General features: G+C 69.6%; 27 protein-coding genes and 1 tRNA gene. 12 read left to right on the forward strand and 16 right to left on the reverse strand.

Features of this window, described 5'->3' with window-relative positions:
* Window positions 1–37: 37 nt before the first annotated feature.
* Complete coding sequence (locus tag CPZ01_RS13120; RefSeq protein WP_096395789.1) at window positions 38–1105, reverse strand: phosphotransferase family protein; 1068 nt, start codon at window positions 1103–1105, stop codon at window positions 38–40.
* A gap of 199 nt (window positions 1106–1304) precedes the next feature.
* Between CPZ01_RS13120 and CPZ01_RS13125 the strand changes: the two genes are divergently transcribed.
* Complete coding sequence (locus CPZ01_RS13125; protein ID WP_096395791.1) at window positions 1305–2525, forward strand: acyl-CoA dehydrogenase family protein; 1221 nt, start codon at window positions 1305–1307, stop codon at window positions 2523–2525.
* A 21-nt stretch (window positions 2526–2546) separates the two neighbouring features.
* On the opposite strand, the gene CPZ01_RS13130 is transcribed toward CPZ01_RS13125, so the two are convergent.
* Window positions 2547–3077 (reverse strand): Lrp/AsnC family transcriptional regulator, encoded by a 531-nt coding sequence (locus CPZ01_RS13130; RefSeq protein ID WP_096395793.1) that lies wholly within the window; start codon window positions 3075–3077, stop codon window positions 2547–2549.
* Window positions 3078–3172: 95 nt separating this feature from the next.
* Here CPZ01_RS13130 and CPZ01_RS13135 point away from each other — a divergent pair, with 95 nt between their 5' ends.
* The 4 genes from CPZ01_RS13135 to CPZ01_RS13150 all read left to right on the forward strand — a co-directional run bounded on the left by CPZ01_RS13135 (window position 3173) and on the right by CPZ01_RS13150 (window position 6649).
* Window positions 3173–3832 (forward strand): ArsR/SmtB family transcription factor, encoded by a 660-nt coding sequence (locus CPZ01_RS13135; RefSeq protein WP_096395796.1) that lies wholly within the window; start codon window positions 3173–3175, stop codon window positions 3830–3832.
* A 78-nt stretch (window positions 3833–3910) separates the two neighbouring features.
* Window positions 3911–4831 carry a DMT family transporter gene (locus CPZ01_RS13140; RefSeq protein ID WP_096395798.1) on the forward strand — a complete coding sequence of 307 codons (921 nt, stop codon included), beginning with the start codon at window positions 3911–3913 and terminating at the stop codon, window positions 4829–4831.
* A gap of 85 nt (window positions 4832–4916) precedes the next feature.
* Window positions 4917–5849, forward strand: coding sequence for an alpha/beta hydrolase (locus tag CPZ01_RS13145; protein WP_096395800.1), 933 nt, complete (start codon window positions 4917–4919; stop codon window positions 5847–5849).
* Window positions 5850–6046: 197 nt separating this feature from the next.
* A complete protein-coding gene (locus tag CPZ01_RS13150) occupies window positions 6047–6649 on the forward strand; it encodes a transporter (protein WP_096395802.1) in 603 nt (200 codons plus the stop codon).
* 36 nt (window positions 6650–6685) lie between these two features.
* Here the strand turns inward: CPZ01_RS13150 and CPZ01_RS13155 are convergent, their stop codons facing one another.
* Together CPZ01_RS13155 and CPZ01_RS13160 are read right to left on the reverse strand one after the other, a co-directional pair.
* Window positions 6686–7138, reverse strand: a complete 453-nt coding sequence (locus CPZ01_RS13155; RefSeq protein WP_096395804.1) for an RNA-binding domain-containing protein — start codon at window positions 7136–7138, stop codon at window positions 6686–6688.
* Window positions 7135–7779 (reverse strand): AAA family ATPase, encoded by a 645-nt coding sequence (locus CPZ01_RS13160; RefSeq protein WP_096395806.1) that lies wholly within the window; start codon window positions 7777–7779, stop codon window positions 7135–7137. The genes CPZ01_RS13155 and CPZ01_RS13160 overlap by 4 nt, the downstream gene beginning before the upstream one ends.
* A gap of 100 nt (window positions 7780–7879) precedes the next feature.
* Between CPZ01_RS13160 and CPZ01_RS13165 the strand changes: the two genes are divergently transcribed.
* Both CPZ01_RS13165 and CPZ01_RS15110 read left to right on the forward strand, forming a co-directional pair.
* A tRNA-Arg gene (locus tag CPZ01_RS13165) sits at window positions 7880–7954 on the forward strand.
* A 65-nt stretch (window positions 7955–8019) separates the two neighbouring features.
* Window positions 8020–8496 (forward strand): hypothetical protein, encoded by a 477-nt coding sequence (locus CPZ01_RS15110; protein WP_157745995.1) that lies wholly within the window; start codon window positions 8020–8022, stop codon window positions 8494–8496.
* Between the two features lie 54 nt (window positions 8497–8550).
* Here CPZ01_RS15110 and moaA read toward each other — a convergent pair whose 3' ends face one another.
* The 7 genes from moaA to CPZ01_RS13200 form a co-directional block, all read right to left on the reverse strand.
* Window positions 8551–9555, reverse strand: a complete 1005-nt coding sequence (gene moaA, locus CPZ01_RS13170) for a GTP 3',8-cyclase MoaA (RefSeq protein WP_096395808.1) — start codon at window positions 9553–9555, stop codon at window positions 8551–8553.
* Window positions 9556–9670: 115 nt separating this feature from the next.
* Window positions 9671–10438, reverse strand: a complete 768-nt coding sequence (locus CPZ01_RS13175; protein ID WP_096395810.1) for an MBL fold metallo-hydrolase — start codon at window positions 10436–10438, stop codon at window positions 9671–9673.
* Between the two features lie 57 nt (window positions 10439–10495).
* A complete protein-coding gene (locus tag CPZ01_RS13180) occupies window positions 10496–10921 on the reverse strand; it encodes a universal stress protein (RefSeq protein WP_096395813.1) in 426 nt (141 codons plus the stop codon).
* A 102-nt stretch (window positions 10922–11023) separates the two neighbouring features.
* Window positions 11024–11581, reverse strand: a complete 558-nt coding sequence (locus CPZ01_RS13185; RefSeq protein ID WP_096395815.1) for a diadenylate cyclase — start codon at window positions 11579–11581, stop codon at window positions 11024–11026.
* A 126-nt stretch (window positions 11582–11707) separates the two neighbouring features.
* Window positions 11708–12619 carry a bisanhydrobacterioruberin hydratase gene (gene cruF, locus CPZ01_RS13190; RefSeq protein WP_096395817.1) on the reverse strand — a complete coding sequence of 304 codons (912 nt, stop codon included), beginning with the start codon at window positions 12617–12619 and terminating at the stop codon, window positions 11708–11710.
* Window positions 12616–13554, reverse strand: a complete 939-nt coding sequence (locus CPZ01_RS13195; RefSeq protein WP_096395819.1) for a prenyltransferase — start codon at window positions 13552–13554, stop codon at window positions 12616–12618. Before CPZ01_RS13195 ends, cruF begins: the two co-directional genes overlap by 4 nt.
* Complete coding sequence (locus tag CPZ01_RS13200) at window positions 13551–15053, reverse strand: phytoene desaturase family protein (RefSeq protein WP_096395821.1); 1503 nt, start codon at window positions 15051–15053, stop codon at window positions 13551–13553. The genes CPZ01_RS13195 and CPZ01_RS13200 overlap by 4 nt, the downstream gene beginning before the upstream one ends.
* 192 nt (window positions 15054–15245) lie before the next feature.
* On the opposite strand from CPZ01_RS13200, the gene CPZ01_RS13205 reads away from it, so the two are divergent.
* Window positions 15246–16004: an SDR family oxidoreductase gene (locus CPZ01_RS13205; protein ID WP_096395823.1), complete on the forward strand. Its 759-nt coding sequence runs from the start codon at window positions 15246–15248 to the stop codon at window positions 16002–16004.
* A gap of 680 nt (window positions 16005–16684) precedes the next feature.
* Window positions 16685–17536: an SDR family oxidoreductase gene (locus CPZ01_RS13210; protein ID WP_096395825.1), complete on the forward strand. Its 852-nt coding sequence runs from the start codon at window positions 16685–16687 to the stop codon at window positions 17534–17536.
* 34 nt (window positions 17537–17570) lie between these two features.
* On the opposite strand, the gene thiE is transcribed toward CPZ01_RS13210, so the two are convergent.
* Window positions 17571–18203: a thiamine phosphate synthase gene (gene thiE / locus CPZ01_RS13215; protein ID WP_096395827.1), complete on the reverse strand. Its 633-nt coding sequence runs from the start codon at window positions 18201–18203 to the stop codon at window positions 17571–17573.
* Between the two features lie 153 nt (window positions 18204–18356).
* Here thiE and CPZ01_RS13220 point away from each other — a divergent pair, with 153 nt between their 5' ends.
* The 3 genes from CPZ01_RS13220 to CPZ01_RS13230 all read left to right on the forward strand — a co-directional run bounded on the left by CPZ01_RS13220 (window position 18357) and on the right by CPZ01_RS13230 (window position 20698).
* Window positions 18357–18659 (forward strand): hypothetical protein, encoded by a 303-nt coding sequence (locus tag CPZ01_RS13220; RefSeq protein ID WP_096395829.1) that lies wholly within the window; start codon window positions 18357–18359, stop codon window positions 18657–18659.
* Complete coding sequence (locus CPZ01_RS13225; RefSeq protein WP_096395831.1) at window positions 18660–19172, forward strand: hypothetical protein; 513 nt, start codon at window positions 18660–18662, stop codon at window positions 19170–19172.
* Window positions 19173–19246: 74 nt separating this feature from the next.
* A complete protein-coding gene (locus tag CPZ01_RS13230; RefSeq protein WP_096395833.1) occupies window positions 19247–20698 on the forward strand; it encodes an MATE family efflux transporter in 1452 nt (483 codons plus the stop codon).
* 3 nt (window positions 20699–20701) lie between these two features.
* Here the strand turns inward: CPZ01_RS13230 and CPZ01_RS13235 are convergent, their stop codons facing one another.
* The 4 genes from CPZ01_RS13235 to CPZ01_RS13250 all read right to left on the reverse strand — a co-directional run bounded on the left by CPZ01_RS13235 (window position 20702) and on the right by CPZ01_RS13250 (window position 24792).
* A complete protein-coding gene (locus tag CPZ01_RS13235; protein ID WP_096395835.1) occupies window positions 20702–21562 on the reverse strand; it encodes a mechanosensitive ion channel family protein in 861 nt (286 codons plus the stop codon).
* Window positions 21563–21670: 108 nt separating this feature from the next.
* The gene (gene cofG / locus CPZ01_RS13240; protein ID WP_096395837.1) at window positions 21671–22834 is read right to left on the reverse strand and encodes a 7,8-didemethyl-8-hydroxy-5-deazariboflavin synthase subunit CofG; all 1164 of its coding nucleotides are present in this window, start codon (window positions 22832–22834) and stop codon (window positions 21671–21673) included.
* Window positions 22835–22946: 112 nt separating this feature from the next.
* Complete coding sequence (cofC, locus tag CPZ01_RS13245; RefSeq protein ID WP_096395839.1) at window positions 22947–23594, reverse strand: 2-phospho-L-lactate guanylyltransferase; 648 nt, start codon at window positions 23592–23594, stop codon at window positions 22947–22949.
* A 19-nt stretch (window positions 23595–23613) separates the two neighbouring features.
* Window positions 23614–24792 carry a tubulin/FtsZ family protein gene (locus CPZ01_RS13250; protein ID WP_172863972.1) on the reverse strand — a complete coding sequence of 393 codons (1179 nt, stop codon included), beginning with the start codon at window positions 24790–24792 and terminating at the stop codon, window positions 23614–23616.
* Between the last annotated feature and the right edge of the window lie 2 nt (window positions 24793–24794).

A 24794-nucleotide genomic window follows, 5' to 3' on the forward strand; every position in this document is an offset into this window, starting at 1 on the left:
CGGCGGTGGACTCCCGAGTGACCGCCGTCGGCGGAGCCTACAGCCGCTCGGTCTCGCCTTCGACGTACGCGAGCGTCCGCGCCGCGAGCTCGGGGACCTGCGTCTCCATCTTCGGGTACAGCGGGTCGTCGCTGTCGTCGTTCAGGTGCCGCGCGAGGAACATCTCGCCGAGCGCGGCCATCTTGTACGCCGCGAGCGCGCGGTAGAACCGCTCGTGGGCGAACTCGCGGCCCGTCGCCGACTCGTACCGGTCCACCAGCCCCGCGCGGGTTGGGTACCCCTCGCGGGCGGTGAACGTCGACATCAGATCGGGCATCGCCGGGTCCGGGTCGCCCTCGTCGTACCAGAACAACAGCAGCCAGCCGAGGTCGGCGAGGGGGTCGCCGAGCGTGGACAGCTCCCAGTCGAAGACGGCGACGACCTCAGGCGGGGTCCCGGGGCCGTACATCACGTTGTCGAGCTTGAAGTCGCCGTGGACGAGGGTCTCCGGGTGGTCGTCGGGGACGTTGTCCGCGAGCCACTCGCCGACGGCGACCAGGTCGGGAACCTCCCTGACGGCCTCGGTCGTCTCGAAGGCCCAGTCGAGCTGGCCGGTCCAGCGCTCGACCTGCCGGGCCGTGTACCCCTCCGGGCGACCGAACTCGCCGAGCCCGACGGCCTCGTAGTCGGCCGCGTGGATCGCCGCCAGCGTGTCGACGAGCGCGCCCCCGACGCGTTCGCGCGCGGCCGGATCGGCGAACCGCGTCGGCTCGGCGTCGCGCAGCACGTCGCCGTCGGCGCGCTCCATGACGTAGAAGTCGCTCCCGAGCACCGCGGCGTCGTCGCAGGCGCGCAGCGTCGACGGAACCGGGACGCCGGTGTCGGAGAGCGCGTCGACGACGCGGTACTCGCGCAGCACGTCGTGGGCCGTGTCGGCCGTCTCGCCGGGGGGCGGCCGCCGGATCACCAGCTCGCGGTCGCCCCACGTGACGAACAGCGTCTCGTTCGAGTGCCCCTCCGCGTGTCGCTCGACGGCGAACGTGTCTACCGGCCCGAACTCCGCCGTGAGGTACGTCCCGAGCGCGTCGTCGTCGACCAGCCTGTCGAGGTAATCGGCGTCGGTCACGGCCGGTCGTCCTCCGTTCGACGCGGGCCGGAGGCAACGGCGGCTGACCGATCTGTACCCGAACGTCTTTTATCGGTTATCGCATATTCAACTAACATTGTAAATCTATTTTTCGGTACATTGGGGATCAGTTTCCCGTAATATAGAATTTTGGGAGAATAGCCGGAACCACTATTTACATTGCTAAATAAGAATCGGTATGGAGTACGACGACATCGGACGCGGACCGGAGGTCGCCGAGGCCGTCAGGGAGTTCGTCGATGAGACGGTGCTCCCGGTCGAGCGGGAGTGGCTCGGTCGGGGACCGATCCCACCGACGGAGATCGAGGCGCTGCGCGACGCCGCGCGCGACGAGGGGATCTACGCCCCGCAGGTCGACGAGGAGTACGGCGGACTCGGACTCGGCTTCCGCGAGATGCTCCCCGTGTTCGAAGAGGCGGGGCGCAGCCTGCTCGGCCCGACCGCGCTTCGGTGTGCGGCGCCGGACGAGGGGAACATGCACACCCTCGAGATCGCGGCCACCGAGGAGCAGAAGGAGCGCTGGCTCCGCCCGCTCGCGGCCGGGGAGATCGACTCCGGGTTCGCGATGACCGAGCCGATGCAGGGCGGCGGCTCGGACCCGAAGATGCTGAAGACGACCGCCGAGAGGGACGGCGACGAGTGGGTCATCGACGGCCACAAATGGTGGACGACGGGTGGACTCGACGCCGACGTGTTCCTGACGTTCGCGCGGACCGATCAGGAGGCGCACCCGTACGCGGGCTGTTCGGTGATCCTCGTGCCCGCCGACGCCGACGGCGTCGAGATCGTCCGGAACATCCCGCACCTCGGCGAGGGGCTGGTGGGGACGACGCACGCCGAGATCCGGTTCGATAACGTCCGGGTCCCGGTCGAGAACACGCTGGGCGAGGCAAACGAGGGGTTCACGCTCGTCCAGCAGCGGCTCGGGCCGGCCCGGCTCACCCACTGTATGCGGTACGCCGGGATGGCCGACCGCGCGCTCGACATCGCGACCGCCTACCTCTCCGAGCGCGAGGGGTTCGGCGAGCCGCTCTCGGAGAAGCAGGGGCCGCGGTTCCGGATCGCCGACCGCCGGACCGAACTCCACGCCGCCCGCACGATGGTCCGGCACGCGGCCGGCCGGATCGCCGACGGCCACGAGGCGCGGATCGAGGTGGCGATGGCGAAGACGTTCGCGGCGAACGTGACGCAGGAGGCGATCGACGACGCCCTCCAGTTCTGCGGCGGCAACGGGATCGCGTACGACCTGCCGATCGCGCGCTTCCACGAGAACGTCCGGCAGTTCCGCATCGTCGACGGCGCCGACGAGGTCCACCGGCGGACGATCGCGCGGGACGCGTTCGAGGACCCGCCGACCGAGGAGCTGGAGGCCGTCACGCGGTTCGGCGAATTCGACTGATCCGGCGACCGACGGCGCCGGTCACTCGTCGTCGCCCTCCTCCTGAAACACCTCGAACAGCTCGGGGTCGGTCCCGAACTTGAGGACGTTCGTCACGACGGAGTTACGGAGGTTGGTGATGAGTTCCCCGTACTCCTTGTAGAACTCGTGGATCCACTTCGACTCCTGTTCGCGGTCTTTGAACATCATGATGGTCTTCCACTGGTAGTCGCCGTCGGAGAGGAAGTACATGAACGTGTGGCGGCTCGACCGGATGTGTTCGAGCGCGTCCCGCCAGTTCTCCTCGAACCCCTCGGGGTTGAACTGGAACTCGAAAAGCGAGAAGAAGAGCTGCTCCTCGTTGGGGACCAGCGCCTCCCGGAACACGCCGTCCTCGCGCATTCGCCGGATCGACTCGTTGACGGTGACGTGAGAGACGTCGATGTCGTACTCCTCGTCGAGGAGGTCCCGGAGCCTGCGTGACGTGAGCTGCGGGTCGCGAGCGAGTTCCTGGAGGATGATCGTGTCCCGCTCGGAGAGGTTCCATTCGGGACGCGGCTGTTTCTCGGGCATTCCCTCCGTAAGGGTGGAGCCGTCACGGTAATCAGTATTTGGGCCGCCGTCGCCGGAAGCCAACCTTTTATCCGCTGAACGCTAACCACACGTTAATGGACTCCGCGGTACTGCTCGATCTCCTCGGCAACGAGAACCGGCGGCGCATCCTCCGGCTTCTCGCCACCAAGCCCTGCTACGTCACGGAGATCTCGGAGTACCTGGACGTGAGCCCGAAGGCGGTGATCGACCACCTGCGGAAGCTGGAGGAGGCCGGTCTCGTCGAGTCGACGACGGACGACCAGCGGCGGAAGTACTTCCGGATCGCGCGCAGCCTCCGGCTGGAGGTGAGCGTCTCGCCGTACGGCTTCGGCGCGAAGAGCGCGTACCCGGCGAAGAACAGCCTCGACATGTCGGGGCGCTGTCCCCACCTCTCCATCGAGGCGCCCGACGGGTCGAGCTCGACCGGCGACCTCGCGGAGCTCGCCGAGGAGTTCGTGCGCCTCCAGGACCTCGACCGGGAGCTCTCGCTCGCCCAGCGGTGGGTCCAGGGCCGCGTCGAGGACGCCCTCGCCGAGATCGACGAGCGGCTCGGCGGGCAGGCCGACAGCCGCTTCTTCGCGTCTGTCATCGCCGCGGTGGTCGAGACCGACGGCACGCCCGCGGCGGTCGCCGACGAGGTCGGCGCGCGGGAGTCGACGGTCGAGGGCGCGCTCCGTCGGCTCTCCGACGTCGGCGTCGTCGCCCGCGACGCCGACGGGTACCGGGTCCGGTAGCGGGGGTCCTTCCCGACCGAATCCAGCGAACGCGACCGTTTCCGGAACCTTTTGGCGCGCCGCGGGGAGAGGGCGGACGTGAGCCGTCTCAGAAACCTCTCGCTGTTCCTGCTCCTCGCCGCTGTCTGGGGGTCCGCGTTCGTCGCCATCAAGGCTGGGCTGGCGTACTTCCCGCCGGTGCTGTTCGCGGCGCTCCGGTACGACGTGGCGGGGGTCGTCATGCTGGCGTACGCCGCGTACGCGGTCGACGACCCGATCCCCCGCGGCCGCGACGCGTGGCTGGAGGTCCTCTCCGGCGCCGTGTTCATCATCGCCGCCTACCACTCCTTCCTGTTCGTCGGCGAGACCGACCCGGCGGTGACCAGCGCCGTCGCGGCGGTCATCGTCAGCCTCTCGCCGCTGTTGACCACGGTGTTCGCGCGCGCCGTCCTGCCCGCGGAGCGGCTGACCGCCGTCGGCGCGCTCGGGCTGGCGATCGGGCTCGTCGGCGCGGTCGTCCTCGCCAACCCCGACCCCGCGAACCTGACCGGCGGCGGCACGGGGGCGAAGCTGCTCGTGCTGCTGGCGGCGGCGTCGTTCGCGCTCGGCTCCGTCCTCTCCCGCGCCTCCGAGGCCGACATCGAGATCGAGACGATGGAGGCGTGGGCGATGCTGCTCGGCGCCGGACTCACCCACTTGATCTCGCTCGCGCTCGGCGAGTCGGTCGCCGACGCGGTCTGGACGAGGGAGTCGCTGCTCGCCCTCGGCTACCTCTCGGTGGTCGCCAGCGGGCTCGGCTTCCTGGTCTACTTCGACTTACTCGACCGGCTCGGGCCGATCGAGATCAACCTCGTCTCCTACGTCGCGCCGGTGTTCGCCGCCGTCGTCGGGTGGCTCGTCCTCGACGAGGGGATCACCGCCACGGCCGTCGCCGGCTTCCTGATCATCTGCGTCGGCTTCGCCATAGTGAAACGCGACGCGATCCGCGAGGAGCTGCGGGCGGCCGGGCTGGTGCGGTGATCCGTCCGGCCGCGCTCGGCGAGGTCGACGACCTCCGGCGACCCCGCCGCAACCGTCTTGTCGACGGCCCGACGACTCCCGCGGCGTGAGCGCCGACCAGATCGACCCCCAGGCGAAGCGCGCCGCCGCCCGCCAGTCTCGGATCCCCCTCCCGCACGGACGCTACAAGCTGAAACTGCTCCGGCTCCTGACTCGCCCCCTGACGCGGCTTCAGAACCGGAATCCGCCGAGCGTCGGCGGGACCGAGTCGGTGACGGTCCCGCGGCCCGCAGGCGATCTCGACGCGCGCCTCTACCGGCCCGCGGGCGACCCGCCCCATCCGACGGTCGTCTTCTTCCACGGCGGCGGGTTCGTCCTCGGGAGTATCGAGACCCACGACCGGCTCTGTCGCCACCTGACGCGGGAGAGCGGCTGTGCGGTGCTCTCCGTCGAGTACCGCCTCGCTCCCGAACACCCGTTTCCGGCCGCCGTCGAGGACGCGTACGCCGCCGTCGAGTGGGCCGCGGACTCGACGGAGCGGCTCCGCGGTACCGGCGACGTCGCGGTCGCGGGCGACTCGGCGGGCGGCAACCTCGCGGCCGTCACCGCCCTCATGGCCGCCGAGCGGGACGGGCCCGAGATCGCACGTCAGGCGCTGCTGTATCCCGGGATCGGCGTCGACACCGAACAGGAGTCCGTCCGCGAACACGCCGGGGTCGTCCTCTCGCGCGAGGACATCGAGTGGTTCTCGGAGGCCTACTACCGGAACGAGATCCACCGCCGGAACCCGTACGCCGACCCGATCAACGCCGGCGACCTTTCCGGCGTCGCGGCCGCAACGGTCGTCACCGCCGGCTTCGACCCGCTACGCGACGGCGGGAAGGCGTACGCGGAGAAGCTCGTCGCGGACGGCGTCGCGACCCGCTACGAGAACTACCCGTCGATGGTTCACGGATTCATGACGATGCAGGATGTCGACCGGGCCCGCGACGCGATCGCGAGCGTCGGCGCCGACCTCGCCGACGCGCTCGACGCGTAGCCGCGGGCCGTTCGCCGACGGGAGCGTCCACGACGGGGTCTGGTACACGACCTCGTAGTCGGAGCGCCGAGAGGCGGCGGCTCGGTCCGAGCGACCGAACCTGACGCGAACGGTGGTTTCAGAGCCCATTTCGGTTGAATTACGGTAGGGGTCTCGACCCAACAAACACTTACGGCGTCCGAAACGACACAGAGCGCATGTCCTCGTCACCACCCGGCGGAACGACTGCGACGACCGGTTCGGATCCGAGCATCGCCCGAGAGGCGGTCGGCGGCGCGGTCGCCGGCGCCGCCGCGTACCTCCTCGGCTACCTGTCCGTCTACGTCACGCAGAGCGGCCGGATCGAGGAGGGGCTGTCGGGCCTGAACTTCCTCGCCGAGCTGTTCGGGGGCGACCCCATCTCGGCGTGGCAGGTGTCGGGCTGGATGTTCTACAACGCCCACTTCGTCGAGACCGTGTTCCCCGCGCTGTTCGGGGGCACGCAGTCGCGGAACCTCCTCATGGATGCCGAGGGCACGGGGTTCCTACTCTTAGTCCCGCCGGTCCTGCTGCTCGTTTCGGGCCTCGTCGCCGGTCGGGTCGCCGGCGCGGACTCCCCGCTCGACGGCGCCCGCTCGGGAGCGCTCGTCGCGGCCGGCTACCTCCCGCTCGCGGTCGTCGGCGCGTTCCTGTTCCGGTACGCGGTCGGCGACGGGAGCGTGGCCCCCGACGTCGTCACCGCCGTCCTCCTCGCCGGCGCCGTCTACCCCGCCGTCTTCGGCGCGATCGGCGGCGCGGGCTCGTCGCTGCTGAGTAGCTGAATCGGAGAACCTTCTCGCGCCGGTCGTCTCCCGCTCTCAGTACGCCTCGTCCTCGGGGTCGAACCGGTCGCCGTACTCGCGGACGGGGTCGACCGGCTGGCCCTCGTCGGTCTCGGGCGCGACGTAGTCGATGAACGACTCGACGTCCGGCTCGCGGACGCGCACCTCGACGTCGATCTCGCCGAGCTCGTCCGACTCGCCGACCGCGAAGTTGACGACGCCTTCGAACGCCGCCTGCTTTTTTAACGAGAACGTGAACCCCTCGTCCGTGCGGTTCTGCCGGAAGACGCGCCGCGCGGTGTCGAGGATCTCCTGTTCGTGGAGCACGTCGGAGAAGGCGTCGAGGCTGTGCGTCTCGGAGACGAGCCGCCCGTCCTCGTGGACCGGCTCCGCGTCGGGGAAGACGTTCTCGACCGCGTCCGCGACCCGGTCGGTCACCTCCGTGTCGTTGACCGGGGTCTCGATCCGGACGTCGACGCTGTAGATCACGCGCCGTCACCTCCGGCCTCGGGCGCCTCGGCGTCGGCGGCAGACGTCTCGGCGGCCTCGTCGTCGGAGCGGTCCGGCTCCACCCCCTCGTCGTCGACGCCCAGCACCTCGCGGACGCGCTCGCGGAACGCCGCGAGGCTGTCGGTGTTGTCGATCTCGACGTCGGCCCGTTCGAGGGTCTCGCCGAGTCCGAGGTCGATCTCGCGTTCGTCGCGCTCGCGGAGCGCCGACAGGTCGGAGTCGGAGTCGTCGCGGCCGCGCTCGCCGAGTCGCTCGGCGCGCAGCTCGAACGGCGCGCGGATCGCGACGAGGGTGAAGTCGTCGCCGAACGCCTCGCGGAAGCGTTCGAGTTCGACGGTCGAGCGGAGGCCGTCGACGAGGACGGTCTCGTCGCGGTCGCTCTCGGCCGCGGCCTCCCGAATCCGCGGGAGCGTCCGCGCGGCGATGGCGTCGTCGCCCTCCTCCTCGCGGAGCGTGCCCGCCATCCGCCCGTGGTGTTGCGCCGGGTCGAGCCCGCGGCGGCGGCACTCGGCGCGGATCACGTCGCCCATGACGACGACGGGGATGCCGGCGGCCTCGGCCACGTTCGCCGCCTCCCCCTTCCCGCTGCCGGGGAGGCCGACGGTTCCGATAACGTTCATTACCGGCGGATACTCCGCTCGCGGACTTAGGTCTGCTGTTGGCCCGCGGGCGGCGCGAACCGCGGGCGTTTTTTAGACTGGGGGGATCTGTTGCGAATGAGGGCACATAGCTCAGCCCGGATAGAGCGTCGGACTTCTAATCCGACGGTCGTGGGTTCGAATCCCACTGTGCCCGTACAGTGAGGAGCGAAGCGTTAAGTGAGGAATGATATTATTATAACACAACTTCTTAACAGATACATGGTAGGATTTCCAGAACTTTCTACCTCGACTGCGACCTTACTTTCAGCACTTCTTGGTGGCACAATTGGCTCGGTGGGGACTTATTACGCACAGTATAGATTACAAAAATCTAACAAAGAAAGAAGAACAGAATGGGTTCGACAAGCGCTGTTATCTGAGCTAGAAACTATGAATGCATTAGAGGATTGGCCACACAATCCGGATAAGAAAGGTGTACCACACGGAGATTGGCTTCATAATCAGGTTTATGAATCAATCTCTGGAGAACTTGGCCGTTTAAACGAGGATGAATTATCGGCTTTGATTGCATTTCATGCAGGCGCAAGACATGTGATGAGTGATATTGATTATTTATCTGAAATACCAGAAGATAGACAAGAAAAGTCAATCAGTGTCATCCAGAATCACTTGAGCCACATTAAATATCAGCGTAAGGCAGCAATACATCTAATTTATCAAAATCAAGATTCTTAAAAGATAATTAATTGTATATTTGATGTATACAAGAGAACACGTCCGAGTTACCTTTCAGTCCGCCGCGCTCGGCGTCCCGAGATACTTCTCGTTCAGTTCGTACTCGCCGTCCTCGCCCTCGACGAGGTACTCGCCGTAGTAGGGCACGCGGTTCGCCACCACTTCCTCGAACGTCTCCGCGATCTCCTCGCGGGTCATCTCGCCCATCGAGCGGAGGTCGTCGTTGCGGTTGAGACAGCCCTTCAGGTACCCCTCGTGGGTGACGCGGACGCGGCCGCAGTTGGCGCAAAAGTCCTCGTTCTCGACGGGGTCGACGATCTCGACCATGCCGCCCGTCTCGTCGTCGCTCTCCTCGCCGACGAAGTACCGCTTCCGGTCGTGCATCTCGCGCTGTTCGACGCGGTCGGCCTCCTCCGCGAGCCAGTCGTGGACGCGCCCGATGTCGACGTTCCACTCGGGCTTGCCCGTCAGCTCCGGCATGTACTGGATGAGCTGGAGCTGGAGCCCCTCGTTGTCGGCGACGTGCTCGACCATCTCCTCGACGTAGCCCGCGGTGTGCGTGAACACGACCATGTTGAGCTTCACTGGGTCGAGCCCGGCGTCGACGGCGGCCTTGACTCCCTCCAAGACCTTCTCGTAGGCGCCCGACTTGGTCACCTCCGCGAAGTCGTCCGGGTCGAGCGCGTCCTGCGAGACGTTGACGCGGTCGAGCCCTGCGGCCTTCAGGTCCTCGGCGCGCCCGGGGAGGAAGGTGCCGTTCGTCGTCATCGAGACCTCCATCGAGTCGGGCGTGCGCTCGATGATCTCCTCTAAGTCCTGCCGGAGCATCGGCTCGCCGCCCGTGAACTTCACGGCGTCGACGCCGTACCCCTCGACGACCTCCAGGAAGCGGACCACGTCGTCCGCGCTCATCTCCTCGTCGCTCGGCTCCATCGGCCCGCGCGTGTCGCCTAACCCCTCGTTGTGACAGTAGACGCAGTCGAAGTTACACCGGTCGGTGAGCGAGATCCGAACGCCCGTCACCTCCCGTCCGAAGTCGTCCGCGAGTGGGCCGGCCATGAGGGAGAGAAGCCACTACGCGCGCTTAAATAACCGGGTCGTTCGTGTGAGTACGTAACACTCAGCGGTTACGTCGCGGCCGCGGCAGGGTTTCATTGCGGTTACATATCCGCCCTCACAGCGACACGCGGAGCCCGTCCGTCGCGACGCGCACCTCGCCGTCGAACCCCGCCTCGCGGACGGCCTCCTCCATCTCGCGCTCGCGGCCGCCGGTGTGCGGGTAGAGGTGCGACAGGAGGAGCGTCCCGATCTCGGCGCCCGCGAGCGACTCGCCGAGGCTCGTCGGCGTCGGGTGGTTCGACACGTCCACGTCGTCCGGGAACGAGCAGTCGTGGACGAGGAGATCCGCGCCGTCCGCGAACCGCGCCATGCCCGCGAACGCCTCGGTGTCGCCCGAGAGCGCGAGCGGCCCGTCCGCGGGCGCCGCGTCCGAACTGGGCGGCGAGAAACGGTAGGCGAACCCCTCCATCGAGTGCCGCGTCTCACGCGCGGTCACGTCGAACCCGCCGGCGGTGAACGGACGCCCCGCAGACACCTCGCGGACGGCGAGGTCGATCCGCCCGTCGAGGTAGTCGTGGACGTCGAGCAGGCCGTCGACGAGCGACTTCGTGCCCGCGGGGCCGACCACTTCGAGGTGTTCCTCGCCGGCGAGCCAGCGCGCCTTCAGGAGCGGGAGCAGCGCCGCGACGTGGTCGAGGTGGTGGTGGGTAAGGAGGACCGTCGAGACGCCCTCGTAGCCGGTGTCGGTGCCGGCGAGCCGCTGGAGGACGCCGCTGCCGCAGTCGACCAGCAGCGAGCGGTCGCCGTCGTCGAGGAGGTAGCCGGCCTGCGCGCGGTCGGGGACCGGCATCGCGCTACCGGACCCGAGCACGGTGAGTTCCATGCGGACGGGTCGCGTCCGGATCCACCTGAATCCCGCGGCTTCAGTCCCGGACGGCCGTCATTTGATGAGGAACACCGGCACCGACGCGTCGTCGGCGACGCGGTCGGAGACGCTCCCGAGCGACCGGATCCGCTCGCGCGGCGACTTCCCCTCCGGGCTCATCACGATCACGTCGATGCCGAACTCGTCGGCGTACTCGACGATCTCGGCGTCCGGCGTCCCGTGCGCGATGTGGGTCTCGACGTCGAGGCCGGCGTCGCTCGCCGCGTCGGCGACCGCGTCGACCGCGCTTTCCCCCTGCGATTCGAGGTCCTCGACGACCTCCTCGTGGAGGTCGCCGGAGTTCGCGGTCGTCACCCGCTGGTCGACGACGTACAGCGCGTGGAGCGTCGCGTCGTGGTCCGTCGCGAGCCGGATCGCGTGGTCGAGCGCACGGTCGACGGCCTCGCTCCCGTCGGTCGGCACCAGGATCTCGTCGTACATGCCTCGACGTTCGCCCGGCCGGGGCTTAACGGTGGGGCCTCGGTGTCGGCGTCCGGGAGCGCTTCCCGCCGCGCGCGGAGTCGGCGCCGGAGGCGGGGGGCGCTACTCGCCGCGCCAGCGGCCGCCGATCTCCTCGCGCCGCATGCTGTTCGCCTCGCCGTCGCGGAAGACGCTGACGCGGCCGGTCTCCTCGCTCAGCGTCACCGTCGCGACGACCTCCGGCCGGACGGAGGTCTCGATCGCGCTCATGTGCCGCGACCCCATCCACGGCTCGTAGCTCACGTCGTCCACGAGCTCGGCCTCCTCGTCGCGGGTGCCGAGGTCGCGGAACCGGACCATCTGGCTCTCGACCTCGCCGTCGACCGCGACGACGATCCCGCCGTCCTGCTCGACACTCACCGTCTCGGCGGCGCCAATGAAGGCGTCCCCGTCGAAGACGGAGGGAGCGGTGTCGCGGGGCCAGCGGTTGTCGCCCATCCGGTCCGCGTACGCGCCGTAGTCGCTGTCGCCGATGACGGCGAAGTACAGCCCCGGTCCCTTCACGTGCGGCTCCTCCCACCCGTCGAAGGAGACGCTGACGTGCTCGGCGCAGTAGGTCAGCCGGTCGACGACCTCGCGCACCCGCTCGTGGTCGCCGTAGTCGATGGCGAGGTCGCTCATCGCGGTCCGCTCTCCCCGCTTCGTCGTCCCTCCTCCCGGTTCGTCCGTCCGCCGCGGTTGCCGCCGTCAGTCACGATCGAGCAAACGCGACACCGGTATATAAGGGCAGCCGAGTCGGGCGGGAGGCTACGACCGCCGCCACTCGGTGAACGGCCGCGTGTCGAACCGGTCGGCGCGGACGAGGCCGACGCCGAACGCGGCCGCGACCGCCGCGGGCAGGAGATTTCCGAACCAGACGTTGATTCCGCCCCAGAGGATCACGAAGCTCACCATGTCGTCGAGCATGAACTCGCAGTCCCGGAGGCGCTCGCGGATGCCGGCCGCCGCGAAGGCGCGGTCGAGCGTGACGACCGCGACGATCGCGGACAGCACCCAGCCGGCGTAGTTCGAGAGCGGGACGTCGTAGAACGCGCCGCCGCCGAAGTCCCAGAAGCCGAGCGAGACTGCGCCGGGGTCCAAGACGACGTCCATCGCGACGACGACCGGGATCACCGTCGCCAGCCGGACCCACACGCTGTCGGCGCGCGGGCCGAGCAGGAGCAGGCACAGCAGGTAGGCGTTGGTCACCAAGGGGATGAAGAACACCGGGAGCGCGACTGGCACGCCGCCGAGCATCGGCCCGAGGTCGACCGTGTACGCGAACTCGCCGTACGGCCACCCGGTCGCGACGCCGACCCCCTCGATGAGGTACGTGTACGCGGTCAACACGCCGATCCAACCGAGCGCGCGTCGGTCGACCGTCGGCAGCACGCCGACGACCAGCGGCGAGCGCATCACGACCACGCCGAACAGCACGAACCACGGGTGGAACGCGAACGGCTCGGGGATCCACCCCTCGGCGCTGCCGACGAGCGCGATCGCCCCCACGAGCGGGAAGACGACCGCGATGGTGAAGCGGTTCTCGCGGACGATTCGGTCGAGCAGCGCCTCGGCCTCGCGGCGCGTGTCCGGCGCGCGCTCGCGGAGCGCGTCGAGTCCGGAACCGGTTGACGTGGCAGACGCGCTCTCGGCCGACCCCCCGCCGTCCGCGTCGGTCACGGCAGCGCCTCCCAGATCGGGTACACCCGCCAGAGGCCGCCCATCGACAGCAGCGTGCCGACGACGGTGTTCAGCGCCGGGAACCACCAGTAGGCGCGGTCGACCGACACGGACGAGCGCGCGACCCACGCGACGAAGACGGGGTACACGCCGAGCAGAGCGCCGAGTCGGGCGTCGACGAGCCAGAACCCGGCGGCCGCGGCGGTCCACGCGGCGAAGCAGTACGCGTACGTGCGCCCCTCGCCGAGCAGCGTCGCGGTCGTGTCGATCCCCGCGGCCCGGTCCGGTTCGATGTCGGGGATCGCCGAGAACGTGTGCATCCCCATCGTCCAGAGCCACGCCCCCGCGAGCGCCGCGAGCGGCGGGTGTGCGCCCGCGACGGTCGCGTACGCCGCCGCGCCGGGCAGCGCGTACAGCCCGTTCGACAGCGAGTCGAGGAACGGCGTCGTCTTGAAGCGGGCGGGCGGCGCGCTGTACCCGACCGAGAGGACGAGGAAGCCGAACAGGTACGGCCACGCGACGCGGGGCGTGATCGCGAGCGTCGCGAGCCCGAGCGCGCCGCTGGCGACGACCGCGGCGACCACCGGCCTGCTCCCGCGCCAGCGCGCCTCGCGGCCGTCCTTCTTCGGGTTCAGCTCGTCGATGTCGGCGTCGAACACGTCGTTGACGCCGTAGAGGAACACGTTCGCCGGGACGAGGAAGTAGAGCGCGAGCGCGACCGTGACGGGCGTGAACAGCCCGCTCACGGCGTCGATACCGTAGGTGACACCGACGGCGACCGGGCCGGCGAGGTAGAGCCAGAAGCGCGGCCGCGACAGCACCAGCAGGTAGCGGAGTCCCTCGCTCCCGCTCCCGGCGGAACGGTCCCGTTCCTCCGGGGCGGCTCGGTCGCCGTCGGTCGCGGATCGGTTCTGGTCGCTCACGGCGGAGATCACACGTCGTCGTCGGTCATCGCTTCCGCGGTCAGCTGGCCGCTGATCAGGCACATCGGGACGCCGATGCCGGGCGTCGTCGTCGAGCCCGTGAAGTAGAGCCCGTCGACCGCATCGGAGACGTGCGGCGGGCGGAGCAGCGACGTCTGGGTGAGCGTGTGCGCCAGCCCCAGCGCGCTGCCCGCGTAGCTGTTGTACCGGTCCGCGAAGTCGTCCACCGAGAACGTCTCCTCGACGACGACCCGGCCGCGGAGGTCGGTACCGGTGTTCTCCGCGATGTCGTCGATCACGAGGTCGCGGTAGCGGTTGCGGATCTCCGGGGTGTCAGCGAGGCCGGGCGCGATCGGCACCAAGGCGAAGAGGTTGCTGTGCCCCTCCGGCGCCACGCTGTCGTCCGTCTCGGAGGGGACGCAGAGGTAGTAGGCGGGGTCGTCGGGCCACTCGGGGTCGTCGAATATCTGCGCGAAATGTTCGTCCCAGTCGGTCGGGAGGACGAGCGTGTGGTGTTCGAGGTTCGGCACGTCGCCCTCGACGCCGAGGTACAGCAGGAACGCGGAGGGGGCGTACGTCCGCGACTCCCAGTACTCCTCGGTGTACTGCCGCTTGTGTTCGGGCAGCAGCTCCTGCTCGGTGTGCGCGTAGTCGGCGTCGGAGACGACGCGGTCGGCGAGATAGCGCTCGCCGTTCTCGGTGTCGACCGCGAAGGCGCCGTACCGGCCCTCGATGCCCGTCACTTCGGCGTCGGTGACGAACTCCACGCCGAGCTCCTCGGCGAGCTCGACGACCCCGTCGACGACGGCGCCGATCCCGCCGTCGGGGTAGTAGACGCCCATGTTGTAGTCGACGTGGCTCATCAGGTTGTACAGCGCCGGCGTGTTCGTCGGCGAGCCGCCGAGGAACACGAGCGTGTACTGCATCAGCTGCTGGAGCTTCGGGTGGTCGAAGTAGTCCTCGACGTGGCCCTGCATCTTCCCGAGCAGGGAGAGGCCCCACGAGTAGCGGAGGACGTCTTTGTCCACGTAGTCGCGCAGCCGCGGGCGGTCCTCGTACACGAAGTGCTCCATCCCGATCTCGTAGGTGCGCTGGGATTCTTCGAGGTAGGCGTCGAACGCCTCGCCCGCGCCCGGCTCGTACGACTCGAAGATCTCCTTGTTCGCCTCGCGGTCCGGCAGCACGTCGACCTTGTCGCCGTCCTTCCAGAACACGCGGTAGTGCGGGTCGAGCCGTTCCAGCTCGTAGAACTCCGACGGCTCGCGGCCGAAGTGACCGAAGAACCGCTCGAACACGTCCGGCATCAGGTACCACGACGGCCCCATGTCGAAGCTGAAGCCGTCGACTTCGAGCCGGCTGGCGCGGCCGCCGAGCTGCTCGTTCTTCTCCAGCAGCGTGACGTCCGCACCGGCGTCCGCGAGGTAACAGGCCGTCGAGAGGCCGCCGAATCCGCCGCCGATCACGACGACGGACTCGCCGGCGACGCCGTCGATGTCCGGGACCACGTCCATACTCGATCGTAGGAGCGGCGGCGGTATAAATCCGGCCGGACGCGGCCGGGCGGAAGGGTGCCGCGTCGCGCCGGGCGGAAGGGTGCCGCGTCGCGCCGGGCGGAAGGGTGCCGCGTCGCGCCGCCGGGATCGACCGCGCTCCTCGCGGCGAGTGGATACCACTAAGTCGCCGACGCGCGTACCGGTTTCCACATGGACCTGACGGTCGCGATCACCGGCGCAACGAGCGGGATCGGGCGAGCCGTCGCCGAGGCGTTCGTCGACGAGGGGGCGTTCGTCGCCGTCTCCGGACGCGACGGCGACGCCGTCGATCGCACCGTCGCGGCGCTGAACGGCGAGGGGGACTCCGGAGGAGACGCTGAGACTCCCGAAGACGGCGACCCAGCGGGCGACGCGGACGCCGAGCGCGGCACCGCCTGGGGCGACCGCGTCGACGTGCGCGACGAGTTCGACCTCGAACGCTTCTTCGAGCGGGTCGCCCGCGAGGCCGGCCCGGTCGACGTCGCCTTCGCGAACGCCGGCGTGTTCCACGGCGCGCCGGGCGAGAGCCCGACGACCGAGCTCTCGTACGCCGACTACGACGACACGATGCGCACGAACGCGCGCGGCGTGTTCGCGACGATCACCGAGGCCGTGCCTCACTTGGCTGACGACGCCCGGGTGATCGTCCCGTCGGGCGCGGTCGCGGCCGAGTCGAAGCCCGGCATGGGCGCGTACGCCGTCTCGAAGGCCGCGGCCGAGGCGGTCGCGCGCGGCTTCGCCGCCGATCTCGACGCGACGGTCGGGGTCGTCGACCCCGGGCTCGTCGCCACCGACCTCACCGGGAAGGAGCGCGCCCGCGACCCCGAGAGCGTCGCGCCGCTGTTCGTCTGGGCCGCCACCGAGGCGCCCGCCGAGGACCTGAACGGCGAACGGTTGGGACTCCGGGAGTGGAAGTCCGCGACGCGATAAGAGTGGATTGTAGCCGGGTTAGCGGCGACGGTCGCGAGGGGCGCAGCCGCTCGTTTATAAATAGCTGCTGGCGGGTCGGCGGCGAACACCTCCAAAGCCCCAGTCGCTCGTTTATAAACATCTGTTCGCAGATCGGTGGCGAACACCTCCAAAGCCCCAGTCGCTTGTTTATAAATATCTGTTCGCAGATCGGTGACGAACACCTCCAAAGCCCCAGTCGCTTGTTTATAAATATCTGTTCGCAGATCGGTGACGAACACCTCCAAAGCCCCAGCCGGGAGGACGCCGTACGCTCGCTGCGCTCCTCGCTCAGTCGCTGACGCTCCTTCGCTGCGGTGCTTACGTCGCCTACGGCGTCCTCCCGGCTGCCCCTGTGAGTCCCACCCCGCACAGCACCGCAACCGCACCTCACGCCTCCCCAGCCTCGTCGGCCCCCCTCCGCTTCGCTCCGGTCGGCCGACTCCAGCGAGAATCGAAGATTCTCTGGCAGCCGGCGCGTAGCGCCGGCGACCTCGCGCGTGCTGCCTCGCGGCCGCCGAGGGCGGCCGCTCGCAGGCACGCGCCACCGCAGTTGTTGTTTATAAATGATCGTCGCCGTCGCTTGTCGGTATTTAAATACCATCTCGTCGATTCCGCGCTCGACCACCGAGAATTATCCCGCGGTCGGTCGAAGGAAGGATATGCCACTCGCGGACCCCGACCTCTCGGGCTCGACGGCCTTTGTCACCGGAACGACTCGCGGCATCGGCAAGCGGATCGCGCTCGCGCTCGCCGACCGCGGCTGTAACGTCGTCTCGACGGGCAAAACGACGGACGACGACGACTCCGAGCTGGCGGGATCGATCGAACAGACGGCCCGAGAGGTGCGCGAGCGCGGGCCCGAGGCGCTCGCGCTCGAACTCAATCTCCGCGACGAGGATCGCGTCGAGGCGGTCGTCGAGGAGTCGATCGACCGCTTCGGCGAGGTCGACATCGTGATCAACAACGCGAGCGCGATCCAGCTGGCGAACGTCGCGGACCTGCCCGCCGACCGCTTCGACCTCCTCACCGACGTGAACGTCCGCGGGACCCACCTCGTCGCGCACGCGTTCGCCGACCACCTCGCGGGGCTCGACGGGGCATGGCTGCTGACGAACGCGCCGCCGGTCACGACCGACCGCTCGCCGGGGAAGGCGCCGTACGCGTGGTCGAAGCTCGGCATGTCGTTCGTCACGCTCTCGCTCGCCGAGGAGCTGGCGGGCGACGACGTGGGCTGTAACACCTTCTGGCCGGTGACGACTATCGACACCCGGGCGACCCGCTACTTCGGGCTCGGGACCGAGGACGACTGGCGGACCCCCGAAATCGTCTCCGACGCGGTCCTCGAAATCCTCGCGCGCGACCCGGCGGAGTGTACGGGCGAGAGCTTCTACGACGAGGAGTTGCTCCGCGAGGCGGGCGTGACGGACTTCTCCGAGTACAACCTCACCGAGGGCGACCCGGCGCCGATGTCGGCGCGGCTGTTCGACCCCGAGTTCGAACGCGAGTGGTGACCGGACCGGGCGCGTCGGTCCGGCCGCGTCCGCCTCAGTCCGTCACCGCCTCCCGGATCGTCGCGGTCGCCGCCTCCGGATCCTCGGCGGCCGTGATCGCCGACAGGACCGCCACACCGGCCGCGCCCGCCTCGACCACCGGCGCCGCGTTGTCGGCGTCGATCCCCCCGATTCCGACCACGGGGATCTCGACCGCGTCGACGACCGCGGCGATCCGCTCGACGCCGATCCCGTCGCGGTCCCCGGAGACGTCCTTCGAGTCGGTGCCGTAGACGGCGCCGACGCCCAGGTAGTCGGCGCCCGCGGCCTCGGCCGCCTCGGCCCCCTCGACCGTCGAGGCCGAGACGCCGACGACCGCCGACTCGCCCAGCTGTTCCCGGGCGACCGCGACCGGGAGGTCGGACTGGCCGAGGTGGACGCCGTCGGCGTCGACCGCGCTCGCGAGGTCGATTCGATCGTTGACGATCAGTGGCACCCCGGCCTCGTCGGTCTGCTCGCGGACGCGGAGCCCCGTCTCGTAGCGCTCCCGCGCGCTCGTCGCCTTGTCGCGGAGCTGGACGACGTCGACGCCGCCCTCCAACGCGGCCGCGACGATCTCCGGCGTCGTCCGCCCCGCCGAGCGGCCGGCCGCCGTGACGAGGTACGTCCGCCACTCGTTGATATTCATGTGTGGTACGCGTCGGTGGTTCGGTGAAAACGGTTGTGTTCCGGGACCGATCCGCCGGGACCGATCCGCCGGGACCGACCCGTCGAGCCTGCCGAGCGGCTCGCAACGCACACGCGAAAAGCGCTAAGTGGGTTGGCTCACGTTGTACACACAATGAGCAGCGACAAGAAACGGGTCCAGTTCCGGGCGCCGCACCGACTCATCGACCGGACCGACGCGCTCGCGGACGTACTCGGGGAAGACCGGACGGACATTCTCGTGACGGCGCTACGGGAATACCTCCAAGAGGCGGCCCACGACGACGCGCTCACCCAGGAGATCGCGGCGGCCTACTACGACGACGAGATCTCCTTCGAGCAGCTCAAGTCGCTCGTGGGCGCCGAGGAGGCCGCGAACCTCCGGGTGCTGAAGCGACAGTTGGACGAGGGGTTCGTCGACGAGGTCGCCGACGCGTAGATGTCCCGGCTCGTCGCTGACACGTCCGGTCTCGTGAGCCTCGGGATCGCCGCCAGCGACGACCCCGACCCCCTCTCGATCTGCGTGAATCGGTACGAGGTCGTCGTTCCCGCACGGGTCGTCGAGGAGCTTCGAGAGACCGCCTCGTACGACGACGCGCACGGCCGCGCCGCGGCCGCCGTCCTCGACCGGACCGAATCGATCTCGACCCGGTCGGTCGTCCTCGACGCGGACTTCCCGCTCGACGACGGGGAGAACGCCGCCGTCGCCCTCGCGAACGACCTCGATGCCGCGCTGCTGCTCTGTGACGAGTTCAACCGGCTCGGGCTGATCCACGCGTCGCTCGCCGACACGCGGCTCGTCACCACGCCGACGCTCCTCTCGGCTCTTGTTCGGGCCGACGCGCTCTCCGTCGACGACGCGACGGCGGTCCTCGACGCGATCGGCGACGCTCGGAGCTGGGACGCGAACAGCTACGTCAAGCGGGCTCGGTCGCTGCTCGATCGGCGTTGAGGCAACGCCGACGGACGCGGCGACCGTGATGCGGACGGACAGACACAAGCCCGCCCGGTCCGTATCGCGGTCCAATGCTATCCCGGCTCCGGTACGGCGCCGCGCGCGTCGGCGAGGCGGTCGCGGGCGCGCTCGACCGGGCCGGCGTCATCGACCGGTCGCGGCTCGACGAGACGATGGGGCTGGCGTGGCCTCGGATCGTGACGGGGTTCGCGATCATGTCGAAGAACACCGTGGACCTCGCGGTGATCGGCTACGCGGTGGGCGTCTCGGCGGTCGCGGGCATGGGGTACGCCTTCGCGTACTGGCAGCTGGCGAAGTTCGTCTCCATCGGGCTCGCCGGCGGCACCGTCTCGCTCGTCTCGCAGAACTACGGCGGCGACGAGCGCGGGCGGGCCGGGCTCGTCGTGAAGCAGTCGCTGATCGTGGCCGCGCTGCTCGCCGCCCCCATCGTCGCCGGCTACGTCCTCGGCGCGGAGCGGCTGATCGCCCTCGTCGGCGGCGACGGGGCGGCGCTGGCCGCGGGGACGACCTACCTCGCCGTCACGGCGCCCGCGCTCGCCTTCGAGTACTTCAACATGATCGCCAGCCGGACGTACGCCGGCGTCGGCGACACCCGCACCCCGATGGTCGCGCGCGCCGGCGGCGCGCTGTTGAACGTCGTGCTCACGGTCTGGTTCGTCCTCGGCGCCGGCCTCGGCGTGTTCGGAGCCGGGCTCGGCACCGCGGTCTCCATCGCCGCCGTCGGGCTGGTCCTCGCGTGGGGGATGACCGGCCGGTCCTACTTCGGCCGCGGCGCCTCGCCCGTCCCGGTCGGGCGCTCCGGCCCGTGGTTCGACGCCGGGCTGACGCGCCAGCTGCTGCGGGTGTCCGCGCCCCTCATCGCCCGTCGAGTCGCGGAGGGGATCGTCGTCTTCCCGCTCCTGTGGATCGCGTCGTCGTTCGGCCAGGCGACCGTCGCCGCCTTAGAGGTCGGCCGCCGCGTCAGGGCCCTGCTCGGCAGCTTCAGCTGGGGCTTCTCCATCGCCGCGAGCACGCTCGTCGGCCAGCGGCTCGGCGCGGGCGAGGAGACGCTCGCGACCGCGTACGGCCGCGACGTGATCGCCTTGTCGGCGGTCGTCTACGTGGCCGCGTCGGCCGCGGTGATCGCCGCCGCGACGCCGATCGCGGGCGTGTTCGTCGACGAGCCGGCGGCGGTGAGCGCGACGGCGGCGTTCGTCGTCACCGCCGCGGTCTCGGCGGTACCGCTCGGGATCGACGGCTCGGTCACGGGGTCGCTGCGCGGCGCGGGCGACACGCGGTGGCCCTTCGTCGCGTCGATGATCGGGCTGTACGCGTTCGCGCTCCCGGTCGCGCTCGCCGGCCTCGTTACACCGCTCGGCGTCGGCGGCCTCTACGCGGCGCTGGTGGCGGAGAAGCTCGTGCCCGCCGGACTGAACGGCTACCGGTTCCGCTCGAACCGGTGGCAGGCGGTCAGCCGGCAGTACCGGCCCGACGCGGGCGACGCGGAAGAAGGGGTCGGGTGAGAGTTACTCGTCGGCGGCGACCTCTTCGATCACTTCCACGCTGCCGGTGAGCTGCCGGTGGACGTACGGCATGTCGATGCCGGCGTCGTCGAACGCCTCCTTCACCGCGGTGACGTACTCGGAGCGCACGCGGACGAAGTCGCCGCGGTCGGGGTCGGCGATCCACCAGCGGGACTGGAGGCCGACCGCCGAGTCGCCGAGCTCGACGAGCCGGACCGAGACGCCCGGATCGTCGAGGATCTCCTCGTGGGCCTCGGCCTCCTCGACGATGATGTCCGTCGCCTCCTCGATGTCGTCGTCGTACCCGATCCCGAAGACGAACTTCTGCCGGAGCGTGTCGTAGGCGACGGGGTTCGTCACCGCGCTGTTCGCGAGGTCCCCGTTCGGTACCGTCACCAGCTCGTTGTCGAACGTCCGGACGCGCGAGACGCGCAGGTCGATCTCCTCGACGCGACCGGAGTTGCCGTTCCACTCGATCCAGTCGCCGACCTCGAACGGCTTGTCCTTCAGGATGAACACGCCGGCGACGAAGTTTCCGAGGAGGTCCTGCGCGGCGAAGCCGACCGCGAGGGCGATGGCACCGCCGAACACCGCGAACGCCGAGAGGAAACTCCCGTAGCCGGCCACGGCGAAGCCGATCGCGATCGCCGCCACCCAGACGACGGCGTTGAGGACGTTCGTGCCGAGGCTCAGAACCGCCTCGTCGAACCCGCGCGATCTGACGATCCGCCGGAGCCCGGGGACCAAGACGAGCTTTCCGAGCAGCAACACCGCGAGGAAGCCGGCGAGGAATCGGAGCGCCGTGGTCGCGATCGCCGCCACGTCGACGGCGTTCGCGATCGCGTCGAGCTGTAAGGGGTACATCGTCCACCCATTCACGAGTCTATATAAAGAAGCTACTGGCAGCGCGGTTGTTTACGTTCGGTGCGGGACGCGGCGGGTCGAGAGGCTCCCGCTCGCGGGGCGGATCGGTCAGTCGCTCCGCACCGCGAGCGGGCCGTCGCCACGGGCGACCCCGCGGAGCCGACGGCCGTGGACGTCGTCCGCGGCGATCCGCTCTCGGACCGCGGGGGGGATCCACGCCTCGCGACCGTCGGGCTCGGGGGCTGGCTCGACGCCCGCGGGCCGGATGTCGTCCGGGAGGTACCGCGCGTACGTCGGCAGTCGCTCGCGCAGCGGGACGCCGCCGACGTCGGCCACGGCTTCGAGCTCGCGGAGGTCCGGCCACTCGTACGCGGGGTTGATGTAGTCGTCCGTCACCGGCGAGACGCCGCCGAGGTCGTCGATGCCGCAGTCGACCAGATCGGCCGCCGGCGAGAGGTTCGGCGGCACCTGAACCGACACCTCGGGCGGGAGCGCCGCGCGCGCCATCGCGACGACCCGGCGCATCGTCGCGAGGTCGGGCTTCGGGAAGTCCGACCGCTCGTTGGGGACGACGTTCTGGACGATCACCTCCTGGACGTGGCCGTGTCGCTCGTGGAGCGCCCGGATCGCGAGCAGGCTCTCGGCGCGGTCGCGCCAGTCCTCGCCGATGCCGACTAAGATGCCGGTCGTGAACGGGACGCCCTGCCGGCCGGCCGCGCGGATCGTGTTGAGCCGCTGGCCGGGCGTCTTCCGCCGCCCCCCGCTGTGCGCGTCGACGTCGGCGGTCGTCTCGAGCATGACGCCCATCGAGGCGTTCACCTCGCGGAGGGCGGCGAACTGCGACTCCGTCAGGTCGCCCGGGTTCGAGTGGGGGAGCAGCCCCTCCTCCAGAGCTATCTCGCAGGCCCGAGAGAGGTACTCGTGGATCGAGTCGAACCCCCACTCGGCGAGCGTCTCGTGGACCTCGGTGTACCGGTCGTCGGGGTCGTCGCCGAAGGTGAAAAGCGCCTCCGTACAGCCCGCGTCGGCGCCGACGCGGCACTGCTCGCGCACCTCCTCGGGCGACAGGAGCGACGCCTCCCCGGGAACGTCGTAGTAGGTGCAGTACGTACAGGTGTACCGGCACGCTGTCGTGAGCGGGATGAAGACGTTGCGCGCGAAGGTGAGCCGGTCGGCGGCCTCGACATCGTCCGGGCGGACCGAGAGCAGCCGCTCGACGTCCCGCTCGTCCATAGCGACGTCGACGCCGTACTCGTCGGCTCCGGCGAACACGGCCGTCACTCGCGGTCGGCGTTTAAAAAGAATCGCGGTTGCGGATCCCCGTGCGAGGCCGGATCCGGTTACGTCGAGTCGCGGCGAGGGCCCCGATCGGTTTTCGACTCCCTCACTCCCGGACGACCGCCACGCGACCGTCGGACGCGTCGAGGACGAACCCGGCCTCGCGGAGCCACGCCGCCGAGCGACCCTCGCCGTGGATCAGCACCTCCGCGAGGTCGGCGGGCTCGTCGACGTCGGCGCCGAGCCGGTGGGAGTCGACCGCGACGAACGCCGCGCCGACGTCGCTCGCGATTTCGCGGTGGTCGAGGTAGGACGCGCCGTGGTAGTCGACCCGGAACTCCGGGTGCGAGGCGACGAACGCGTTCGTGCCGCCGCCGCGGCCCGGCGCCATCGCGACGTCGGCGTCCCGGCCGGCCTCGAACAGCCGCCCGAGCGCGACCGGGGTCGCGAGCGCGAGGTCCGACATGGCGACGGCGACCGGCTCGGGAGTGTCGTCGCTTCTCCCCTCCGCTCCCAGCCGCGCGTCCAGCGCCGCGTTCACGGCGTCCGTCAGCGGGCGCTCGTCGACGGTGACCGGGCGGTCGACATCGACCGCGTCGGTGGCGAGGACCAGCGGCTCGCCGCCAGCCGCCGCGACGGCGTCCAGCACGTCGTCGAGCATCGCCCGCGCGAACTCGCTTCGCTCGTCGGGGGAGAGGACGTCCGAGAGTCGCGACTTCGGGCGGTCGGTCGAAAAGGGGACGATGACCTCCATCGCAAGGAGCGGCGGTCCCTTAGAACAGGGATTCCAGCTCGTCGCTGTCGTCGCTGACGAGCTCGTCGAGGTTCTCGTCGCTCTCCTCGCGGATCTCGTCGAGGTTGTCCTGCGCCTCGATGGCGACCTGCTGGAGCTCCTTGATCCGCGGGACGTTCGTGACGCCCGCGAGCAGGATGACGGTCGCGACGAAGCCGGCGCCGCGGTACGGGTAGTCCCCGCCCCGGACCTCCATCGAGCCGGTCTGCTCTTCGAGCCACTTGCGGCCGCGCTCGATCCCCTTCCGGTTGAGGTACTCCGGCGGCCCGGCGAGCACGAGGAGGGCGCGCTCCGCGCCCTCGATCTCGCAGGGGAGCGTGAGCCGGCCCAGCGCCGCCTTGCGCACGAGGCTGGTGATCCGGTTCGTGGTGTGCGCGCTGTCGAGCTCCTCGTCGTTCCCGTCGTCGCGCAGCCGCGAGAGCAGGCCGCCCGAGGAGCGCTCCTCGACCTCCTCCTCCGCGTAACCGACGGTGGAGACGCCGCCGCCGGAGAGCGTGTTGATGATCTCCGAGGAGTCGACGACGCTCTCGGCGACCTCCTGGCCCTGCTGGATCTCGCCGGCGCCGAATAAAATTCCGAACCGCCGGACGATCTCCTCGTTGATCTCCTCGTAGCCGCCCTGAACGGACTCGCCCGTCTTCCGCCAGGCGTCGTTGTCGAACACCATCAGGTTGTCCACCTCGCGGACGAACGTCTGGAACGAGCGGGCCGCGTTGAGGGTGTAGATGCCGCCCTCGTCGCTGCCCGGCAGGATCCCCAGCCCGTAGACGGGCTCGGTGTAGATCCGCTTGAGGTGTTTCGCGAGCACCGGCGCGCCGCCGGAGCCCGTCCCGCCGCCGAGGCCGGCGACGACGAGGAAGGCGTCGACCTCGTGGACCGGGATCGAGTCGATGGCGCCCTGGACCTCGTCGATGTCCTCCTCGGCGATCTCCGCGCCCAGCTCGTTGTCCGCGCCGACGCCGTGACCCTTCACGCGCGACTGGCCGATGAGGACGCGCTGGTCCTCGGCGATGTGTTCGAGCCCCATGAGGTCCGCCTTCGCCGTGTTGACGGCCGCCGCGGCCCGAACGATCTCGGAGCCCGTCCGCTTGTCGTACTCCAAGAACTTGTCGACGACTTTGCCCCCCGCCTGTCCGAATCCGATCATTGCGAGTTTCATCG

The organism is Halorubrum trapanicum, assembly GCF_002355655.1.
GTDB classification, from domain to species: Archaea; Halobacteriota; Halobacteria; order Halobacteriales; family Haloferacaceae; genus Halorubrum; species Halorubrum trapanicum_A.

What these genes read in the sequence shown, in the direction of transcription:
- CPZ01_RS13125 (WP_096395791.1), top strand. Translation starts at nt 1,305, where the DNA reads ATGGAGTACGACGACATCGGACGCGGACCGGAGGTCGCCGAGGCCGTC.
- CPZ01_RS13130 (WP_096395793.1), bottom strand. Translation starts at nt 3,077, where the DNA reads ATGCCCGAGAAACAGCCGCGTCCCGAATGGAACCTCTCCGAGCGGGAC.
- CPZ01_RS13135 (WP_096395796.1), top strand. Translation starts at nt 3,173, where the DNA reads ATGGACTCCGCGGTACTGCTCGATCTCCTCGGCAACGAGAACCGGCGG.
- CPZ01_RS13150 (WP_096395802.1), top strand. Translation starts at nt 6,047, where the DNA reads ATGTCCTCGTCACCACCCGGCGGAACGACTGCGACGACCGGTTCGGAT.
- CPZ01_RS13160 (WP_096395806.1), bottom strand. Translation starts at nt 7,779, where the DNA reads ATGAACGTTATCGGAACCGTCGGCCTCCCCGGCAGCGGGAAGGGGGAG.
- CPZ01_RS15110 (WP_157745995.1), top strand. Translation starts at nt 8,020, where the DNA reads ATGGTAGGATTTCCAGAACTTTCTACCTCGACTGCGACCTTACTTTCA.
- moaA (WP_096395808.1), bottom strand. Translation starts at nt 9,555, where the DNA reads ATGGCCGGCCCACTCGCGGACGACTTCGGACGGGAGGTGACGGGCGTT.
- CPZ01_RS13175 (WP_096395810.1), bottom strand. Translation starts at nt 10,438, where the DNA reads ATGGAACTCACCGTGCTCGGGTCCGGTAGCGCGATGCCGGTCCCCGAC.
- CPZ01_RS13180 (WP_096395813.1), bottom strand. Translation starts at nt 10,921, where the DNA reads ATGTACGACGAGATCCTGGTGCCGACCGACGGGAGCGAGGCCGTCGAC.
- CPZ01_RS13185 (WP_096395815.1), bottom strand. Translation starts at nt 11,581, where the DNA reads ATGAGCGACCTCGCCATCGACTACGGCGACCACGAGCGGGTGCGCGAG.
- CPZ01_RS13200 (WP_096395821.1), bottom strand. Translation starts at nt 15,053, where the DNA reads ATGGACGTGGTCCCGGACATCGACGGCGTCGCCGGCGAGTCCGTCGTC.
- CPZ01_RS13205 (WP_096395823.1), top strand. Translation starts at nt 15,246, where the DNA reads ATGGACCTGACGGTCGCGATCACCGGCGCAACGAGCGGGATCGGGCGA.
- CPZ01_RS13210 (WP_096395825.1), top strand. Translation starts at nt 16,685, where the DNA reads ATGCCACTCGCGGACCCCGACCTCTCGGGCTCGACGGCCTTTGTCACC.
- thiE (WP_096395827.1), bottom strand. Translation starts at nt 18,203, where the DNA reads ATGAATATCAACGAGTGGCGGACGTACCTCGTCACGGCGGCCGGCCGC.
- CPZ01_RS13220 (WP_096395829.1), top strand. Translation starts at nt 18,357, where the DNA reads ATGAGCAGCGACAAGAAACGGGTCCAGTTCCGGGCGCCGCACCGACTC.
- CPZ01_RS13225 (WP_096395831.1), top strand. Translation starts at nt 18,660, where the DNA reads ATGTCCCGGCTCGTCGCTGACACGTCCGGTCTCGTGAGCCTCGGGATC.
- CPZ01_RS13230 (WP_096395833.1), top strand. Translation starts at nt 19,247, where the DNA reads ATGCTATCCCGGCTCCGGTACGGCGCCGCGCGCGTCGGCGAGGCGGTC.
- CPZ01_RS13235 (WP_096395835.1), bottom strand. Translation starts at nt 21,562, where the DNA reads ATGTACCCCTTACAGCTCGACGCGATCGCGAACGCCGTCGACGTGGCG.
- cofC (WP_096395839.1), bottom strand. Translation starts at nt 23,594, where the DNA reads ATGGAGGTCATCGTCCCCTTTTCGACCGACCGCCCGAAGTCGCGACTC.
- CPZ01_RS13250 (WP_172863972.1), bottom strand. Translation starts at nt 24,792, where the DNA reads ATGAAACTCGCAATGATCGGATTCGGACAGGCGGGGGGCAAAGTCGTC.